An 18,450-nucleotide genomic window follows, 5' to 3' on the forward strand; every position below is an offset into this window, starting at 1 on the left:
ATAGTGTCTTTGATCCCTTTTGTTTTCTAAAGATTTATTTACTTATTCACTCATGGATGAAGGAAAAAAGTGAATATCTCTAAAATAATTTTAATTTCCCCTGCTAAAATTCCTAGTTGTCGAATAATATAGTGGCTATTAGCCAAAAAAATTATCGAAAAACACAGAAAATTGGGTCATTTAATGTATAATTGATGTAAATGAAATTAAATTGGAGGTACTGTTAATGGATCAAAACGAAAATATCTTCAAAAAAGCTTTTACAGGGGCACTATTATCTGCGGTAGGACTTGTAATAGCCTTATTCATTGTTTATTTTTTTATGAAGGAGTTCTTCCTAACCTATTAATAGTAGGACTCGCAGGTTGAGTGGAATTTTGTTCAATTGCTTTAAGAATATGAACACCTTTTAAAATTTCGATCTCTATATCAATTAATTTCTGATACTTTGGATCTGCTAACATAATGGTTTAAGAATTCCATACCATTTTTTCCGCAAAAATTCCTCTATTTATGATACGGTTCAACGGAACGCATCTAAATGAGGTTTTTTTATTTTATTAACGGATTCTCTTTTGGGGTGCAAAAATCAATTTCACAATACATTTTTAACGTGAATTCACACATGAATTCACGTTTTTTCTTTCCTTAAAATTACTACACTCTTTGATGTTTTTATTAAAATTCAAGCAGGATTTCGCACACCAATTCTCGAATATGGAAATAATTATTGTACAGTGTGAATTTAACTGTGAATTATGAAGGAGGAACAGATATGGAGTTTTTTAAACCCAAGAAAACCCAAAGTAGTGGAAATTCGCAGAAGAAACTATTTGGAAGTTTTGTAGAACAAGTTGTAAATTTAACATTTTAAAGTAAGAGCATTTCTTTATAATGAGAAATGCTTTTTATTTTTGTCAAAATTAAAAGGATATTTAAATAACGATAATAATATAATAAAATACGATATTAATTTATTGAGAAACGATAAATAATATGATAAAATCATGTTATCATTAAATAAGTGAGGTGTTTTAAATGAATGGTAAACGAGGCTCAACCACTTTCTTAAAGGTAATTATTTTTCTGGCTGGAATTGCAGTGCTTGCTTTATGTATATTTTTAGTGCCCCATATGGCGAATTTCGCAGCAAAAATGTATCCAAATATTGCCCCAATGAAATATCTCGTTTTCATCGTGATGTATGGAGCGGCTGTGCCTTTTTACTTTGCTCTCTATCAGGCTATCAATCTTTTACGGTATATTGACGAGAACACAGCGTTCTCGGAATTATCTGTAAAGGCGTTAAAGAACATAAAGTGCTGTGCGATTACAATCAGTGGTTTGTATGTATTAGGTTTGCCACTCTTTCGTTTTATAGCGAAGAAAGTTGACCCTCCTATTGGATTAATAGCACTCATCATCATTTTTTCTTCGTTGGTTATAGCTGTTTTTGCTGCTATCCTCCAACGGCTTCTACAAGAAGCGATTAACATAAAATCAGAAAATGATTTGACGGTCTGAGGTGGAGGAAATGGCAATTATTATTAATATTGATGTGATGTTAGCAAAACGAAAAATGAGCGTAACGGAGCTTTCGGAGAGGGTTGGAATTACTATGGCGAATCTTTCCATTCTGAAAAATGGGAAAGCAAAAGCGGTTCGTTTTTCAACATTAGAAGCGATATGTAAGACTTTGGATTGTCAGCCAGGTGATATTTTGGAGTACAAAAGCGACGAAGATACTCAATAAAAACAGACAACAAATTTATTTAACGGGAGTCGTTAGAGAATTGAAGGGATAGCCATTAAGCTATCCCTTCTTTGCGTTTATTGATGTTATTTACTCAGAGAATTTCATTGAGAATTGCATTGATTTTAGTGACAAAAAATATGATGTGATTTGCAATGTTTGCACCTCAAAAGGGAACCCGTTATTATTTTATACTATTTCTTTTTATTTAAATACGTATTTCCCAAAACTCCAATTAAAATAAGAGCTGCATTTATGAATACAGGTGTAAGGGTAACCTGTTTTCGATTTTTTCTCTGTATAGTTAGTATATTTATCGAAGGATTCGTTTTAGCAGGAGCTTCCTGATTTAGATTATGTGTGACGTTATGAGCTTTTTTGAAAAGGAGATCGTTATACCTCTTTCTTTTTTCAACATTTTTAAGAATTTCATATGCTTCTTTAACTCTTTTAAACTGTTCTGTGTTCCCTTTTTCTTTATCTGGATGTACTTCTTTTACTTTTTTTCGATAAGCTTCTTTAATTTCACTTAAAGTTGCATCATAGGGTACGTCTAAAATACGATAGTAATTTCCAATGGATCCCATGTATTTTCCACCCTCTTTTGGTTAAAATAGCTCCTGCTTTCCCGTTTTAATCCTTCCAAAATAGTATTCTGGATCTTTATAAAATATTCGTGTTTTAAGTATGCATTATATGCATTTTCCATTCATTATAAGTCATATATGTAAAAAAGAAATGAGTTTAATCTACTATATAGATAGAGATAAAAGGTATTGTTTTCTGTATAAAAAAGCCATATGTCACGATCTAATGCCCGTTTAGAATAGAAAAACAAAAAATCTCAAAAACAATCGTTTTTGAGATTTATAACGTATGTAGATTTAGGCGCCGACTACTTCGATAAGCAAAAACATCAATCTATAGTTCGACATTCACTACGAAGACTTGAAAATTTAGGATACACCGTTTTGCTACAAGAACTTGAAGCTTCTTGATCTAGTCAACTTAACTTTAATAGAACAATGAATTTGGCGCTCTCCCCTTTTTTAAAAAATGAATGAGCTGCATCTTCTTTAGTACTGCCATTTTCTTTAAGTTGCAGAATTTTATTTTCATGGTAAGTACATTATTTCACAATCTTCACTTTTATAATAAAAAAAGGTTACCGTAGCTGCATTAGCGATTAAGTTAACGTTAAAAATTACATTAAATTATCTTTGGGTCCCATTTCCGAAAGATTACCTGACCCTTGTCCTTTTTGATACTAGGAAGGTCTCCCATTATAATTAGGTTTAGAAGAAATTTTTATTAACATATAACGAATAATAAACCCAATTAATAATCCAGGAATCAATGACAACATTGGAAGCCAAATGGGACCAAATAATATACCGAAAAATTCATTAGGTGAATACATAAGGCCAATAGTAACAAAATAAGCTCCAAAAGCAAAAGGGACAAATGATAACCGTGGATTTTCCCCTTCCGCAAATTTATATGCATCATACATGGAATACATGTATACACAAGGATAAAACATAAGCCACTGGTAATTAACTACTTCATAAGCCTCCGTAATCTTCCCAAGAAAACTATACATAATAGCTTGGTTAAATGAACTGTTTACATTAATGGTGAATTCTAAAATGATAAAAATCATTCCTTTTAAAAGGTGACCATTTAAAAGTTGGCCAAAACCAGGAAAAGCAACGCTCCAAAGTATTGCTTCCAACTTAGTTGTCTTTTTCATTAAATATCAACCTTTATTATTCGGTTATTTTTTGATTACCCTTTAAATTATCCAATGTTTTTATTAATCCAACAAAACCTCTAATAGTAAACAAAGTAAAACTTACGCTTCCAAAGGTATGGAAGGCTGTCCAATTTTTCCATTTGAATAATCTGGAATTCTTTTCAAAATACCATTGAGCGATACTCATGGGAACACTAAAAATCAAACTTTTCAATAGGATTTTTCTCAAATTATCGTTATACGAAAGTTTAACCCAGATAACACTTAAAATCGGGAAAAACAATATGTCATAAATAATATTAGTTTTGAAAATTTTAGGAAAAGGACGAACTGGATATGCAACTTTTTTAGTTCCAACAACATAAGCATCAATCAAAGTTGCTAAAACTCCTTTTGAGAAAAAAATAACCAGATTTTCTCTCATTTTTGATCCCCTAAATAAGAATGGAAGAGAAGCAACACTCATTGCAAAAACCAAATTTAGCAACTTTTTTTCCATGTATTAACATCCCTTCATATATATAAGTGATACTAATACCATTACCTAAAACTTCTTTTTAATTCCACTTTTGTTTTAGTTAATTTTAATAAATTGAAACTAAGGATTTATCTTTCCACTCTTGGCTTTTTTAAAGGTTTGTAAGATGAGAAAAAACATAAACAATATTGGTATATAAATATATAGAAAGCTGGAGGTTACAAAAGTTAAGAAAGTCCCCATTTCCTCCACATCCATTTTACTTTTGACATTAATAACAATGAAATGAACAATACTAATTGACACCCATAATGACATTCTAGACTTAAATTTAAACGATTCTTTCAAAATTCGAATCCCCCCCCACAATGCCATACAACAAGGGGGTAGGATCACTAAGAGCCATAAAAAAATATAGATATATTCAAATCTTTCGGCAAATGGAAAGCGAATAATTTTTGACATGATAAGGGTTGGCCAGACCGTATGTTGAAGCTGCCCATGACTAAAATAAACAAATGATATGATTGTAATAAATAAATATAAAATGGTTGTATAGGCTTGTGAAATGTGTGCCCATTTCTGAGAAATTTGATTATTTTTAATAAAAGGAAAATAAATAAGTAAAAATTCAGGTCCTGAGTACATAAGGACACAATTTTTAGCTGAAATAAAAAAGTCACTTAAGCTGTGATTAAAAACGGGTAATAAATTCGTCCAGTAAGCATATTGGAATGGGAAATATAATGTGAACAGGAGAAGAGAAGGGATTAGCACCCCCCAAAAACAAATACCAGTAACAACCCTGAAGCCTCCAATAACTAAATATGAAATCACAAAAATCATAATAAGTGATAAAATCCAAACAGGGTTATAAGGAAAAACCCAAGAAACCAGAACTGCTAAATAGGACCTAATTATCGTTGAAACAATTAAAAGCATATATCCATAAAAAAAAATATTTAATACATTTCCTAGCCATTTCCCAAATAATTGTTGATGTAAGGACATAATATCTCCATTATTTGATTTATTTAATAATGAATACATTATCCAAATAATAAGATGAAAACTGATACCAACCAATACAACTGAAACCCATGCATCCTGTTCTGCTCCCTTTATTATTTTACTTTGAAAATTCAACAAGCCTACACCCGTTTGGGTACTGTGAATAAGAAAAAATAAAAAAAAAGGAGACACTGTTAAACTTTCATTTAATTGTTTACCCATTGTCAATCACCTTTTCTTTTTTATTCGCCAATCCCTGCTTGAAATAATTCTATTTTTAGATTTATATCGGATGCAATAAAGGGGTACACCTTTTCATAAAACTCCTTTTCGTTCCATTTTTTTGAATTGGCTCTTGCTAAATCGCCTATTCCTAAAGGATCGACTTGGTGTTTTTTGAATTTTTCCAATAGTTTTTCAAAATCATTTTTCATTTGTTTTTCCAATTGCTTTTTTAATAATGTGTTATTTTGTTCTTTCCTTAAATCTAGCCAATCTGGATAATCCTTTACTATCCCCTTAAGTGTTATGTTAAATGTCACCTTTGATTTCGAATCTTTGTTAATAATTGATTTTTTATTTTTTCCATATAAAATAGTTAATAATGCTGAATCCTCTAACTGCCCCTTATCTATTTTAAATGCTGTTTCCCCTCTAATAACTCTTCCTCTTAATATTTTATATAAAAAGGTTTCTTTTTGATTTAAGATAAGTCCAAGTCTGTCTTTTTTAAACACTGCCAGCCCGTTTACCTCAATGTTACCCTTTTGATTTATCCTTAAATAAGGTATGGATTGGTCTCTTCCCTCTCCATAGTAATCAAATAAAAAACTATGCAAAGTTGGAATTGGTACATTTTGATTTCTATAATTTTGTTCAATCAATTTATAAAGAAAGTCGCTGTTTTTATCTTTTGTTTTAATTAATAATTCTCCTGCTGGTTCTTCTGAAACAGCCAAAAACATATTGCTTCCAATCAAAGGATCCCTGCAAATGGTCTTAACAAAATAAGACACCCCATATTCCGCTAGATCTTTGCCAAATATTAAAAGGTTCAACTTTCCAATTTCTATCGGTTTTGGAGATTGTGAATTTATAGATTGTTTTATCATACGGGCTTCCTTTCCTTTTCCCTGTAAAATAGAGCTCCCACCTTTTTTTTCTTCACCAGTATAATCAGAATAAAGAGCAGTTCCGATATACTCATTATCAGCTTTGTCAAAACCTAATACTGTTTGGAGTTGCACATCATCTATAATTTTTTGCCGTGGAAAAGAGCAACCAGGAATAAACAAAATGAGAGGCAAAAGAGCACAAAAATACCATTTATTTTTTCGCTTTTGACTATTCATTATTAATATCATCCTTATCTTGATTTGGCGTATATCTTTTTAGTGAAAGAGGTCTTAAAAATCTACTTCGTGTACTCGTATACCGATATGATGACCGAATAAAACTGTCTCGAAAGTTCTTTATTCTAAAAGGAAATAGAGGGACCATATATGGATTGCCTAAGGATTTAAGCTTTAATAAATGACCTAACAGAAGAACAAATCCTATTACTATTCCAAAACCGCCTAAAAATGCTGCAAGTAAAATAAGCGGAAACCGTATAAGACGAATTGCATTTGACATTTTAAAGATAGGAGTTGTGAAAGAAGCAAGTGCAGATAATGAAACAATAATAAGTAAAACATTACTTGTTAGAGCAGCTTGGACAGATGCCTGCCCGATAACAATACCACCCACAATTCCCAGGGTTTGTCCAATTTTTGTTGGCAAGCGTGCCCCCGCCTCTCTCAACAATTCAATAGTAATTTCCAAAAAAATAACCTCCCATACCGGAGGAAACGGAACATGAGCTCTTGAGCTTATCAGGGGTTGCAATAAATCATCAGGTACAACTTCATAATGAAAGGTTAAAATTGCTACATAAATAGGCGTGGAAAACAACGAGAATATAACACCAAAAATGCGAATAATTCGAAAAAACGACCCTAGTACCCAATTAAGATAATAATCTTCTGGAGAAATGAAAAAATCTAATATTGTTGTTGGCCCTGTAATGATGTAGGGGGATCCATTCGATAAAATAGCAACTTGCCCTGATACCATCGCATATACAACCCTGTCAATCCGTTCAGTAGATAAAAAAATAGGAAAGGGGGTATTAGAGTCATCTGAAATAAGTTGATCGATTTGAGAATTATCAAAAATAACATCAAAATCAATATTTTTGAATCGCTGTCGAACTGTTTGAACATATTGGGGATTGGTTATTCCATCTAAATAAGCAATAACTACTTCCGTTTTAGACATTGAACCAATTTTTATTTCCTCAAAAACTAATTCTGTAACGGCCATTTGCTTTCTTAATAGATGAAGATTCGTACTAATGTTTTCTACAAAACCAACTTTTGGGCCAATAACACTAAATTCATTCTCTGTATCATTGTTTTCTCGATAACCAAGATTCGTATTTTCAATATTTATGGTCAAAAAATGTTCGTTGAAATCCTTTAATTGGACAATAACATATCCTTTGATTAACCTTTTTTCAACTTCTAAAGGGTTACTTGTAACAAGGACTTCTTCAAACGGAATAAACTTTTTTATATCATTAAATTTACTAATTTCCCTAAAATGTTCTTGAATTGAAGGAAGAAGAAGGTTATTTATTTTCTTTGGGTCCACCATACTTTTATAGTAACTAATAATAATATCCTGTTCATCAAATGGTGAAAATTGATGGAAATCACTTGATTTAGCAGCTTGTTGAAAAATCGTTTTTATTGATTTTGTCCCGTTCTCTGACTTCTGACTATTTTTAAATCTTTCTAAAAACTTGAAAGACATTTACATCACCTAAATGGATTTTTATATATTTTTTAAAATCGTCGTGTGAGAAACCATGAACACTTTAAAAAATAAAATATCACACCTTTTTATGAATTTCACAATAATTAATATGCCCGAGCATTAATATTAAATTCCCTATATTTCTCTCCACCACTATTATTTACCGACAAAAAACTAATCGGAATTTCCGATTAGTCAATTGTTTATTATTGATTTGTTTTCTTAACCAATTCTGCAACTGTAACTGTACGCTTTGCTTGATGTTTAACAGCCGCTTGGACATCTTCAATCATTTTTCCATCTTGACCAACAGTAACGCTTGTTCCATACGGATTACCGCCAGCTCCAAATGTAACTGGGTCAGTATAACCAGGAGCAGCAACGATTGCCCCCCAATGATACATGGTTGTGTATAGCGATAGAATAGTTGCCTCTTGACCACCGTGCGGGTTTTGAGCTGAAGACATGGCACTTACAACTTTATTTACAAGTTTCCCATTAAACCAAAGTCCTCCTGTTGTATCTAGGAATTGTTTCATTTGTGCAGGCATGTTACCAAATCGAGTAGGTACACTGAAAATAATGGCATCGGCCCATTCAAGGTCATCTAATTTTACCTCTGGCACATCTCTAGTAGCTTCAACATGTGCTTTCCATCCTGGATTTCCTTCGATAACTGATTGTGGAGCAAGTTCAGGAACTTTTAGAATCTTTACTTCAGCACCTGCTTCTTTTGCTCCTTCAGCAGCCCATTGTGATAATTGATAATTTGTTCCCCCCATGCTGTAATAAATCACTGCCAGTTTTACATTTGTCATTTTTTCTGTCTCCTTATCAGATGAATTTCCAAATAATTTGGATAAGAAACCCATTTTCACACACCACCTATTTTTTCTTTCAGTAGCACCATATATTCACTTTCTGTAAATCTAATTTTTATTTGATAATTTCCTTACGATACCATTCAGCCGCAGCTTCTACTTCCTCTAGTGTTAAATGGTGGCCACGATTCTCCCAATGAATTTCTACTTTCGCATGAGCATTTTCTAATAATGATTGTAATTCAGCAGATTCCATTGGCGAGCAGATTGGATCATTTGTTCCAGCCGCAATAAATACTGACTTACCAGATAAGTCTGGAAGATCAATTCCTTTTCTGGGCACCATCGGGTGATGAAGTATCGCACCCTTTAAAGCATTTTGATAGTGAAATAATAGACTCGCTGCTATATTCGCCCCATTTGAGTATCCAATGGAGATAATATTATCTCGGTCGAAACCATACTTTTCTGCTGCTTCGTCAAAAAACCCATTTAATTCTTTGGTTCGAAAAATAAGGTCTTCTTCATCAAATACTCCTTCAGCTAATCTTCTGAAGAATCGAGGCATTCCATTTTCTAATACATTTCCACGGACGCTTAAGACAGAAGCTTCATCATCCATTCTTCCCGCAAGAGGTAATAGGTCTAATTCATTGCCACCAGTACCATGAAGCAATAATAATGTTGGTTTTGTAGGATCTTGCCCTTTATTGTATAGATGTTTCATTACTTATCTCCCTCCAGAACACGAACCTCTACAGGAGGCAAGGTTGTTTCCAATTGTTCTCGTTTTGATTCTAACCAAGATGGTAACATAAGTTTTTTTCCAAGTTCTTGAACAGGTTCATCTACCGTAAAACCTGGTGGATCAGTCGCTATTTCGAAGAGGATACCACCTTCTTCATGAAAATAAAGAGCTTTGAAGTAGTTTCGGTCAAGAATCTCTGTCGGAAAATAGTCTTTTTCAAGGAGAAGGGATCTCCACCTTTGATGATCTTCTTCATCCTTAGCTCTCCATGCAATATGGTGAACGGTTCCTGCTCCCATTAGTCCTCGAACTGTAGGGTTAAGCTGAATATCAATGGTGTTTCCAATATTTCCTTCAGATTTAAATCTTAAAAATTCCTTTTCTTTACCAATGCATTCTAATCCCAAAACATTTTCTAGTACGTCCGTTGTTTTGTGTGGTTGTGCAGAAAACAGAACAGCACCACCAAATCCTTTAATGGCATTTTCTCCTTGAACACCTCCAAAGTTCCAAGTATTCATTGGCCCTTCATCACGTTCAATCAGTTCTAGTTGGAGTCCATCAGGATCGTTAAATTTTAAATTTTTTTCACCAAAGCGAACGGATAAAGTAAACTCAACTCCAAAATTTCGCAATCGATTCTCCCAAAAGGGAGCCGAACCCTTCGGTATAACATAACTGGTCACACCAACCTGACCCGTTCCAATTCGACCTTTTAGCTGTTTTGCCCATGGAAAAAAAGTAATAACAGTACCAGGTTGACCTGTTTCATTCCCAAAATAAAGATGGTACACTTCTGGACGATCAAAATTTATTGTTTTTTTGACGAGCCTTAACCCAAGTACACCTGCATAAAAATCAATATTTCTTTGTGCATCGTTTACCATCGCTGAAATATGATGAATACCAGCTGTTTTTTGCATAGTTTCCTCTCCATATCATTAATGGGATTGTGGAATTATTTAGGTCTTTCTATTTCAAAAATCTCACCAATTTTGGCGTAATTATTTCCGGCCAATCGACTTACAGCAGCTAAGCCCCTTGGATCGATTCTTCCATTTTCATAAATGTCGCTTTCGATATGAAATTGAACAACTTTTCCTATTATCAGATCACACCCTGGCGTATCCGAGCCTCCTAATTCCAAGGAATGCTCTAACGAACATTCCATTCTGATTTTTGCTTCTTTAACTCCAGGAACTGAAATTTTGACACTTTCTACTGGAGTTAAGTTAGCTAACTTAATTTCACTTTGATCAGGGGGAAGGTTTACTGCAGTCTTATTTATCTTTTCAACATTTTGTTCATCCACGATATGAACAACAAATTCTTTTGACTCGATGATGTTTCTTTCTGTATCCTTTTGTCTCCCCGATGAACGTTGGATAGATAAAGAAATCATCGGAGGATTGGATGACACGATATTAAAATAGCTAAATGGTGCCCCATTTAAAACGCCGTCATTTGAAATGGTTGTGACAAAAGCAATAGGTCTAGGTATAATGCTACCAATTAGAAATTTATAATTTTCTCTTTCAGACAATGATGCTGGATCGATTGAAAGCAAAGAAACCATTCCTTTCTTCTTGTCAATCTAATTCTCTTACTTCAAACGGTAGCAAAACTTCTACAATCTTCTCTCTATGAGGTTCATACTGTGAAGGCAACATTAACTTATCACCCATTGTCGCTACGGATTCATCATGAGCGAATCCTGGAGGATCAGTAGCAATTTCAAATAGGATTTCTCCATGCTCTCTAAAGTAAATAGCATTAAAGTAGTTTCTATCCTTAACAGGAGTGACACCATATCCATTTCGTTCTACAAACCGCTTCCAATCTAGTTGATCTTCATCATCTTTAGCACGCCATGCAATATGGTGTACAGTACCTACCCCCATTTGTCCACGTCCAATAGGAGTTAATTTAACATCGATAATATTTCCAATATCAGCAGTGGAACGATAACGAGCGAAATCTCCTTCCTTGCCGACAAATTCAAGTCCCATTACTTTTTCTAACAACTCAGCTGTCTTATTAGGCTGGGCTGATAATAGAGTTGCTCCGCCAAAACCTTTGATAGCAACTTCAGATGTTACCTCACCCAAAGTCCACGTATTCTTTTCCCCTTCTTCTCTTTCTACGATTTCAAGGTGGAGCCCATGAGGATCATCAAATTCCAAATATTGCTCTCCAAAGCGTTCCATTTTACTAAAAGGAACATTGAATTTTTCTAACCTTTTTTCCCAGAATTCCCTGGCACCTTTCGGAACTACATAAGAAGTAACCCCTACTTGACCATCTCCAATGATTCCCGAGCGGGCTCCTGCCCATGGAAAGAATGTAATAATGGTTCCTGGTTTTCCACCTTCATTACCGAAATAAAGGTGATAGGTGCCAGGATCATCAAAATTGACTGTTTGCTTAACCAAACGTAATCCCAAAACTCCTGCATAAAAATCTACATTTTCTTGAGGATGTCCTACGATTGCTGTTATATGGTGAATACCCATTATTTTCTTACTCATTTTTACACACTCCTTTTTATTTTGGCTATGTTAAATTTGCCTGTTGATTTCCGCTCCAGGCGCTCGCTTTCCGCGGGCGGTCCGGAAGCCTCCTCGGCGCATGCTGCGCCTGCGGGGTCTCCCTTGACCCGCTTTTCCCGCAGGACTTTGAATATACTTCCACGAATACTCACCGCACGAAGAAAATGCGATAGCATTTTCGAGGAGTCTCGCGCCTTCCACTCCAATCAACATAGTGCCAAAATCAACAATGTGCTTTAACATAGCCTTTATTTTAAAATCCAGTTATATAAAAGAACTCAATACTTTATTTTGTTCTAGTCCATTAATTAAAATCAAACGACGCTACTTTTAATTCGAGAATACTTAATTCGAGATATTTTAGAATAAAAATGAATCTAAAGCATATTGACCAGGACCAATCAAAGCTATACCAATAGCAACAGCAAGCAAAGTTAAGTTATATTCGTATCCATTTGCTGTTGCCCATAATCCGTTTGGAGCATGAACCTTTACAATCGCCATTGCCATAGTCCCTGCAATTAAAATACCTGCAAGTGGTGTTAAAAGTCCAAAAGCAAACAATATTCCGCCAATAAGTTCTGCTAACCCTGCGAAAAGAGCCATAGTTACTCCTGGTTTCATGCCAATGGATTCGAACCATCCACCAGTTCCTTTTAATCCGTAGCCACCGAACCAACCAAACAATTTTTGAGCACCGTGCCCGATAAACAATACTCCAATTACTAAACGAATTATTAATAAACCAATATTTATCATCTTAAAATCCTCCTAAATATTCTTATCTCGAATTCGAGATATTATTTTAAAAAAATGCAAGTTTAAACTTTATTCCTTACTTTTTTCAAAAGCAGCACCAATGTCTTGGTCTCATCGGAATCTAATGAGTCAAACATATGATAAATGAACTCATGATATTTCGGCATGATTTCGTTCATCAATTGATTTCCATCATCAGTTAAGGTCACATGTATCACTCGGCGGTCATCTGGACAGGCATTTCGGCTTAATAAACCTCTTTGTTCTAGCTTATCAATAACATAGGTCATAGAACCACTTGAGATCAATATGCAATTTCCAATTTGTTGAATCGTTTGTTTCCCTTTTTGATAAAGTACCTCTAAAACAGAAAATTCCGTAATACCCAGCTTGTTTTTTGCCATTTCTTCCTTTATTCGTTCATGAATTGCTTTAGATGTTTGCATTAATATTAGAAAGGGCAAATTCGTGCATTTCCTCTCCATTTAGTTCACCCCCTTAAAAAATCTTGAATTAAATTATCTTGAATCTGAGATAATAATAATACTTATAAATTTTTTTGTCAATAACCTTTTTATTTTAGGTTAAATATAAATTTTGTTTCTTTCCTTTTCGAACTCCAGTAAAGTGCAATCCTTCACAATATCCTATCCTTACCAATTTCCGTTAAATGTGTTATTCAACAATGAGGCCCTTTAATGTAATGATTATGGTTTTAAACTGTAAACCACTTAATTTTAAATTTAAGATCTTTATTTTAACTTATCAACAAGTGGTATCTTTCTGAACACAGAAATTTAAATTCATTTAACATCTATCATGCCGTTTTTGGACTTATCTCGGACTACCCCTACTCCCTAAATTCAAATGAATACATCGACAAAGGGCATAATTTGTGAAAGTGTGCAAAATATCTGTTCGGAGGTTATTCATTTGAATGAGTGTAGACAATGATTGATTGGGGAATTAAGTAACGGGCTTCGTGTGGTGCCGCAGCCCGTTACTTCCTCCTTCATACTCCCCATTTTCTTTATACAGACAAAAGCTCAAAAAGGACATGATCTCGAAAAATTTATGTTGTATTTATTTGGAAAGCTGCTCTTCGTTGCATATCGTTATTTCTTAACCCATATTTGACCGCCTAAACAATCTCCCATTTTAGTAGTCTATGAACCACAGTTATCCCTTCAGAATAAAATAACACTCTTTCACCTAGCTCTTTTGAAAAAAACAAAGATGTAAATACATGCTCTCCATTGTTTACAAAGATTTCAATAGATGAAACATCTAAAAAAATATTGAGGCTAATTGGTTTTAATAAATCAATCGTTTGACTTCTTAAGTAGTCATTTTTAGTTCCAAGACTGACAATAGGATAGTCTGAATCTCTACGATTTAAAATTATTTCATTACGATCTTTCATAAAGGTTAATGATAATTTTTCATTTGTACCTTTAAAAAATTCAATAATAAGTTCATTGCTATCTTTCATCTCAAATTCTACTTCAATTTGCTGACATATCCCATAAAGACTCCTATCTTCGTATTTTCCATTTATCTCAAAATAATTAAATTCAACTTTATTTTGTTGATACTTTTCAATTTTTTGATAAGGCTTTTGGACAAGCTTCCCATTTTCTAATGATAATTCTCTAGGAAGAGTCATAGAACCATTCCAGCCATGGCCTAACTCATGCAATGGATAATTTCTTTCCCACATATTCATCCAAGCAATTATGACTCTCTTCCCTTCATTAGTCATAATGGATTGAGGAGCGTAAAAGTCAAATCCCTGGTCAAGTTCTTGCTTATGCTCAATGATAAACTCACCCGTTCCATGATTAAACGAACCAATTAACGCCATTGATGAATGTACATTTTCATAACTATTTCCTACTCGAGGTTTATCCTGAGGTGAAAAAATCAATACATATTTTCCATCGAGTTCAAATAAGTCCGGACATTCCCATACAGTACCATAATCCTTACCCAGAGTGAATTGATTTAAGAATTCCCATTTTATTCCGTCGTTAGATACATAGAATATAATATTTCCAATACCGTCAATACTCCTTGCTCCGACTACAAGATAAAAATTTTTTTTGTACCTCCACACTTTTGGGTCCCTGAAATCTTCCATTCTAATTCCTTTTGGAATCTGCTCGGTTGATATGACTGGATTATTTTCATATTTTATATAATTCAAACCATCCGCTGATTTTGCAAGGCATTGAACTTGTCTAATATAGGAATCCGTTTCCTGACTATCAGAAATTGGTTTCTTTATAAAATCTTTATCATATAATTTGTCAAGAAACAGATCAACATGGCCGGTATAATATAACCAATGTTCATCACCTACTTGAATGGCTGATCCGGAAAAAACGCCATTTCGGTCATATTCCTTATCTGGTTTTAAGGCAATTTCTTTGTGAGTCCATTTAATAAGGTCAGAACTTACCGTATGTGCCCAATGCATAGGTCCCCAAACAGTATCATACGGATAATGTTGATAAAATAGATGGTACTCATTATTAAAAAATGAAAAACCATTTGGATCGTTCATCCAGCCATATTCTGGCATTAGGTGATACTTATGTCTGTATTTTGTGTTTATTTTTTTACCTCCTATTGTCATTACGTTCACTCGCTTCCCCTATTTTTCCAAATTGGTTTTAATTTATAGACTTGAATTGATCTGATAAAGATTGTTTCATCACCAATAAGAGATAAATAATCGCTGTTTTTTAGAGAAGGATAAGATCTGCTAGTAATCATTTTTTTGTTATTCAAGTAACATTCAATAGTAGAATGATCAATATAAATATGTGCGGTTAATCCCTTATCAATATCAAGTGAACCACCTTGTATATCTCCTTTGCATTCTATACAGCTCTTGCTTCGATCCAACCAAACTTGTTTTTGTTCTTTATCAAAGATTAGACTAGTTTTTTCCCGGTTCGTATAATGCTTTTTTAATTCCAAGCCAACTACTTTGTTCGTATCCTCAAATTCCACTATTATTTCGAGCATTTTATGATTTACTTCTTTAAGTATTTCATTGATATCAACTATTAACCTATTTTTTTCATTCACTAACGTTTTATCTCTCAAAGCTGCCAGATTTTCCAATGGTTTCATTCTAAGTTCATTGTTTTCCAGGTAAAGTTCAATGGGAAGTCCCGCATTATGTGCCCATCCGGCATCATGCTCTTCCCTCTCATTCCGATCCCCTTGAAGGATTGAAAAAAGAATAGATTTCTTTGTCTGTGGATCCACAAAACCGCTTGGCCCACTAAATTTAAAGCTGCCATAATCGATCTTTCGTGGTTCTTGGGAATCAGGGATAAATGTAAAGTTGTTTTTATCAAAATTCCCCAGAAAGTAATAGGTATCCACTTGACCTCTTGGTTCTGAATGAAAATGACTCATAAATATAAAAATATATTTTGTATTTCCTTTATCGTCAGACACTGGTAAAAAAACGGGAAGCTCCCAATTCGTTCCGAGTAAAGGGTATTTTTTATTGCCTATCGTGAAAAACTCCCCTTTAAATGTCCATTTTATACAATCATCCGATGAATAGATCCAGGCTGTAGGTCCTTTACCATCTATGCCTCCTCCAATGATTAAATACCATACCTCTTCTTGTTCGTCTTTCCAGACAAAGGGATCTCTAAATTGTGAAGGTATTCCTTGCTTATCCGTTTGAGTTATTGCCGGATGAGGGAACATTTCCCAATCAACCAAGTGTGGATCTTCTAAATTTTTAGGGCGAGCGATGGCTACACCTTGATTACATTCCTTATCCAAATTGGCAAATGTATAAAAAAGATATGGGATATCATCCGGACCAATTGTTGCAGAACCAGACCAGACACCCGAAGGCGTTAGGTCACCCTTTTGTGGGAACAATGCAATTTTATTATTTTCCCAAAAAACTAGATCATCACTTGTCCAATGTCCCCAATGTAAATTTGAGAAATAGGGTCCAGATGCATTTTTTTGATAAAATAAGTGGTATTTCTCCTTGTAGTAAAAGGGGGCATGAGGTTCATTCATCCAATGCTGTGGTGGGATGGCATGGTATTGTGGACGATGTTCGTCGTCCAATAGTTTACATTCATCAAGGTCTATTTCTTTTAAATCAAGTGACAGCTTATCAAACAAACCTTGAAAAACATTTTGGATCGTTTCAGCGGACAAAACTTGATCAAATATTTGGAGATAATCAATCAATCCGGAAAACATCCCACCTTTAAAAATTTCACTTATTTTAAATGGGCTATTATTTAATCCGATCGATAATGGGATGGTTGAAGGTTTCCATCCAGTAATGGAATCACACCTTAATTGAAGTTCTGAATTCAGATATAGTAGCATCTCGGCAGTTTCTTGGTTATATGTAACCGTGATGAGTGATTTTTTATAAAGTTCAATTTGTTTTTCACTTCTTAGCAGGTGTATTTGTTTTCCGTCCCCTATTTCAAATTGTATTTCACCATGTCGATATAGACTCAAAGCAAATCCTTTTTTACCCTTTTTATCCAATTGGTCAATGATCGTGGTTGAAACTTCTCCATGACAAGCTTCGAAACATCGAGGTGCAATTAATGCGGATATCGCAAATGATCCCACCAGCTCCAATGGTTTATCGATGATAAAGGTAGAATACCCATCAAAATCCAGCGCGTACCCCGATATGGGGGACTTAATCCATCTTGGTGAACAGTTTTTTTTATACTTGGCATCATTAAAAACATATTCGATTTTTAATAGATTTCCGCGGATCAGTTCTTTTGTTTGATTACCATTCCCTTCATTAAAATTAATGAAATATAGTAAACTCATACGCCGCCTCCAATCAATCTTATTTAATTCCAGAAGATGTATTTTGTGGCATGATGTATTTTTGTCCGAAAATATAAACCAATAAAATGGGAATCGTTGTTATGGTTAATCCTGCCATTACCAGATTTAAGTATACTGGCTTTGTCTCATTCATAATATTGATTGCAACTGATAATGGATATTTTGAAGTTTCAGTGAAAATCATAAGAGGCCAAACATAATCATTCCAGGATCCCACAAACACTAAAATCCCAATCGTCAGGAAAATTGGTTTGGAGTTTGGAATCGCAATTTTCGTGAATATTTTCCAGTCCGACGCCCCATCGATGTATGCTGATTCTCTTAATTCTTTAGGAATTTTCTTAAAAAATACCATAAATAAATAAATGTTAAATGCACTGCCAATATGGGGTAATGCCAGCCCCCAAACGGTATTCGTCAGATTCATTTCTTTTATGATGATGAATATTTGGATTAGAACGGATTGAAAAGGAAAAATAATTAAAATAAGCAAAGCTCCATTAATATACTTTTTAAATGGCATATCAAATGTCGCTAATGCATACCCCGCTAACGAATTGACAAATAAACTTCCTGCAACAATCACAAAACTATAAAAAACACTGTTAAAAAAATGAAGAGAAAAATTAAACCTATTAAAAATTTCTTTATAAGGTTCGAGCCAACTATTTATATGATTAAAATTAGGGACAAAACTTTTCATTGTACCGATTTCTGCAGAAATTTCGGCAACCGTTTTTGTGCTGCTCACAAACATCCAAACAGTTGGGAATAAAAACAAGAAAGCAAATGTCATTAACACAAAAATTTTTAAAGCTGAAATCACATTATATTTCTTCAATTT

General features: G+C 33.9%; 19 protein-coding genes. 3 read left to right on the forward strand and 16 right to left on the reverse strand.

The genetic code is table 11. From position 1 onward, the window contains the following. Nucleotides 1-226: 226 nt before the first annotated feature. The 3 genes from AC3ANV_RS16345 (at nucleotide 227) to AC3ANV_RS16355 (ending at nucleotide 1,753) form a co-directional block, all read left to right on the forward strand. Complete coding sequence (locus tag AC3ANV_RS16345) at nucleotides 227-349, forward strand: hypothetical protein (protein ID WP_488309751.1); 123 nt, start codon at nucleotides 227-229, stop codon at nucleotides 347-349. A gap of 689 nt (nucleotides 350-1,038) precedes the next feature. Continuing rightward, a complete protein-coding gene (locus AC3ANV_RS16350) occupies nucleotides 1,039-1,524 on the forward strand; it encodes a DUF2975 domain-containing protein (RefSeq protein WP_488309752.1) in 486 nt (161 codons plus the stop codon). A gap of 10 nt (nucleotides 1,525-1,534) precedes the next feature. Then, nucleotides 1,535-1,753 (forward strand): helix-turn-helix domain-containing protein, encoded by a 219-nt coding sequence (locus AC3ANV_RS16355; RefSeq protein WP_004434885.1) that lies wholly within the window; start codon nucleotides 1,535-1,537, stop codon nucleotides 1,751-1,753. 194 nt (nucleotides 1,754-1,947) lie between these two features. On the opposite strand, the gene AC3ANV_RS16360 is transcribed toward AC3ANV_RS16355, so the two are convergent. The 16 genes from AC3ANV_RS16360 to AC3ANV_RS16435 all read right to left on the reverse strand — a co-directional run bounded on the left by AC3ANV_RS16360 (nucleotide 1,948) and on the right by AC3ANV_RS16435 (nucleotide 18,447). After that, nucleotides 1,948-2,340: a J domain-containing protein gene (locus AC3ANV_RS16360; RefSeq protein WP_488309753.1), complete on the reverse strand. Its 393-nt coding sequence runs from the start codon at nucleotides 2,338-2,340 to the stop codon at nucleotides 1,948-1,950. Between the two features lie 680 nt (nucleotides 2,341-3,020). After that, nucleotides 3,021-3,506, reverse strand: a complete 486-nt coding sequence (locus AC3ANV_RS16365) for a hypothetical protein (RefSeq protein ID WP_488309754.1) — start codon at nucleotides 3,504-3,506, stop codon at nucleotides 3,021-3,023. Between the two features lie 16 nt (nucleotides 3,507-3,522). Next, complete coding sequence (locus AC3ANV_RS16370; protein WP_488309755.1) at nucleotides 3,523-4,008, reverse strand: CBO0543 family protein; 486 nt, start codon at nucleotides 4,006-4,008, stop codon at nucleotides 3,523-3,525. 99 nt (nucleotides 4,009-4,107) lie between these two features. Then, on the reverse strand, nucleotides 4,108-5,220 hold the full coding sequence (locus AC3ANV_RS16375) for a GerAB/ArcD/ProY family transporter (protein WP_488309756.1): 1,113 nt from the start codon (nucleotides 5,218-5,220) through the stop codon (nucleotides 4,108-4,110). A 20-nt stretch (nucleotides 5,221-5,240) separates the two neighbouring features. Beyond that, complete coding sequence (locus tag AC3ANV_RS16380) at nucleotides 5,241-6,350, reverse strand: Ger(x)C family spore germination protein (RefSeq protein ID WP_488309757.1); 1,110 nt, start codon at nucleotides 6,348-6,350, stop codon at nucleotides 5,241-5,243. Further along, nucleotides 6,343-7,854: a spore germination protein gene (locus AC3ANV_RS16385; protein ID WP_488309758.1), complete on the reverse strand. Its 1,512-nt coding sequence runs from the start codon at nucleotides 7,852-7,854 to the stop codon at nucleotides 6,343-6,345. Before AC3ANV_RS16385 ends, AC3ANV_RS16380 begins: the two co-directional genes overlap by 8 nt. A gap of 209 nt (nucleotides 7,855-8,063) precedes the next feature. After that, nucleotides 8,064-8,729 (reverse strand): NAD(P)H:quinone oxidoreductase, encoded by a 666-nt coding sequence (gene wrbA, locus AC3ANV_RS16390; RefSeq protein ID WP_488309759.1) that lies wholly within the window; start codon nucleotides 8,727-8,729, stop codon nucleotides 8,064-8,066. Between the two features lie 64 nt (nucleotides 8,730-8,793). Further along, nucleotides 8,794-9,405, reverse strand: coding sequence for an alpha/beta hydrolase (locus AC3ANV_RS16395; RefSeq protein ID WP_488309760.1), 612 nt, complete (start codon nucleotides 9,403-9,405; stop codon nucleotides 8,794-8,796). Beyond that, nucleotides 9,405-10,349 carry a ring-cleaving dioxygenase gene (locus AC3ANV_RS16400; protein ID WP_488309761.1) on the reverse strand — a complete coding sequence of 315 codons (945 nt, stop codon included), beginning with the start codon at nucleotides 10,347-10,349 and terminating at the stop codon, nucleotides 9,405-9,407. Before AC3ANV_RS16400 ends, AC3ANV_RS16395 begins: the two co-directional genes overlap by 1 nt. A gap of 35 nt (nucleotides 10,350-10,384) precedes the next feature. Beyond that, nucleotides 10,385-10,993 carry a flavin reductase family protein gene (locus AC3ANV_RS16405; RefSeq protein WP_488314257.1) on the reverse strand — a complete coding sequence of 203 codons (609 nt, stop codon included), beginning with the start codon at nucleotides 10,991-10,993 and terminating at the stop codon, nucleotides 10,385-10,387. Nucleotides 10,994-11,015: 22 nt separating this feature from the next. Beyond that, nucleotides 11,016-11,954, reverse strand: a complete 939-nt coding sequence (locus AC3ANV_RS16410) for a ring-cleaving dioxygenase (RefSeq protein ID WP_488309762.1) — start codon at nucleotides 11,952-11,954, stop codon at nucleotides 11,016-11,018. Nucleotides 11,955-12,335: 381 nt separating this feature from the next. Next, nucleotides 12,336-12,734: a DoxX family protein gene (locus AC3ANV_RS16415; RefSeq protein WP_488309763.1), complete on the reverse strand. Its 399-nt coding sequence runs from the start codon at nucleotides 12,732-12,734 to the stop codon at nucleotides 12,336-12,338. Between the two features lie 62 nt (nucleotides 12,735-12,796). Then, on the reverse strand, nucleotides 12,797-13,219 hold the full coding sequence (locus tag AC3ANV_RS16420; protein WP_488309764.1) for a MarR family winged helix-turn-helix transcriptional regulator: 423 nt from the start codon (nucleotides 13,217-13,219) through the stop codon (nucleotides 12,797-12,799). Between the two features lie 656 nt (nucleotides 13,220-13,875). Beyond that, nucleotides 13,876-15,372: a glycoside hydrolase family 32 protein gene (locus AC3ANV_RS16425; protein WP_488314258.1), complete on the reverse strand. Its 1,497-nt coding sequence runs from the start codon at nucleotides 15,370-15,372 to the stop codon at nucleotides 13,876-13,878. A 5-nt stretch (nucleotides 15,373-15,377) separates the two neighbouring features. Continuing rightward, nucleotides 15,378-17,585, reverse strand: coding sequence for a glycoside hydrolase family 32 protein (locus AC3ANV_RS16430; RefSeq protein WP_488309765.1), 2,208 nt, complete (start codon nucleotides 17,583-17,585; stop codon nucleotides 15,378-15,380). A 19-nt stretch (nucleotides 17,586-17,604) separates the two neighbouring features. Further along, nucleotides 17,605-18,447, reverse strand: a complete 843-nt coding sequence (locus AC3ANV_RS16435) for a carbohydrate ABC transporter permease (RefSeq protein ID WP_488309766.1) — start codon at nucleotides 18,445-18,447, stop codon at nucleotides 17,605-17,607. Between the last annotated feature and the right edge of the window lie 3 nt (nucleotides 18,448-18,450).

It is taken from the genome of Neobacillus sp. DFD-2R, from assembly GCF_057747865.1.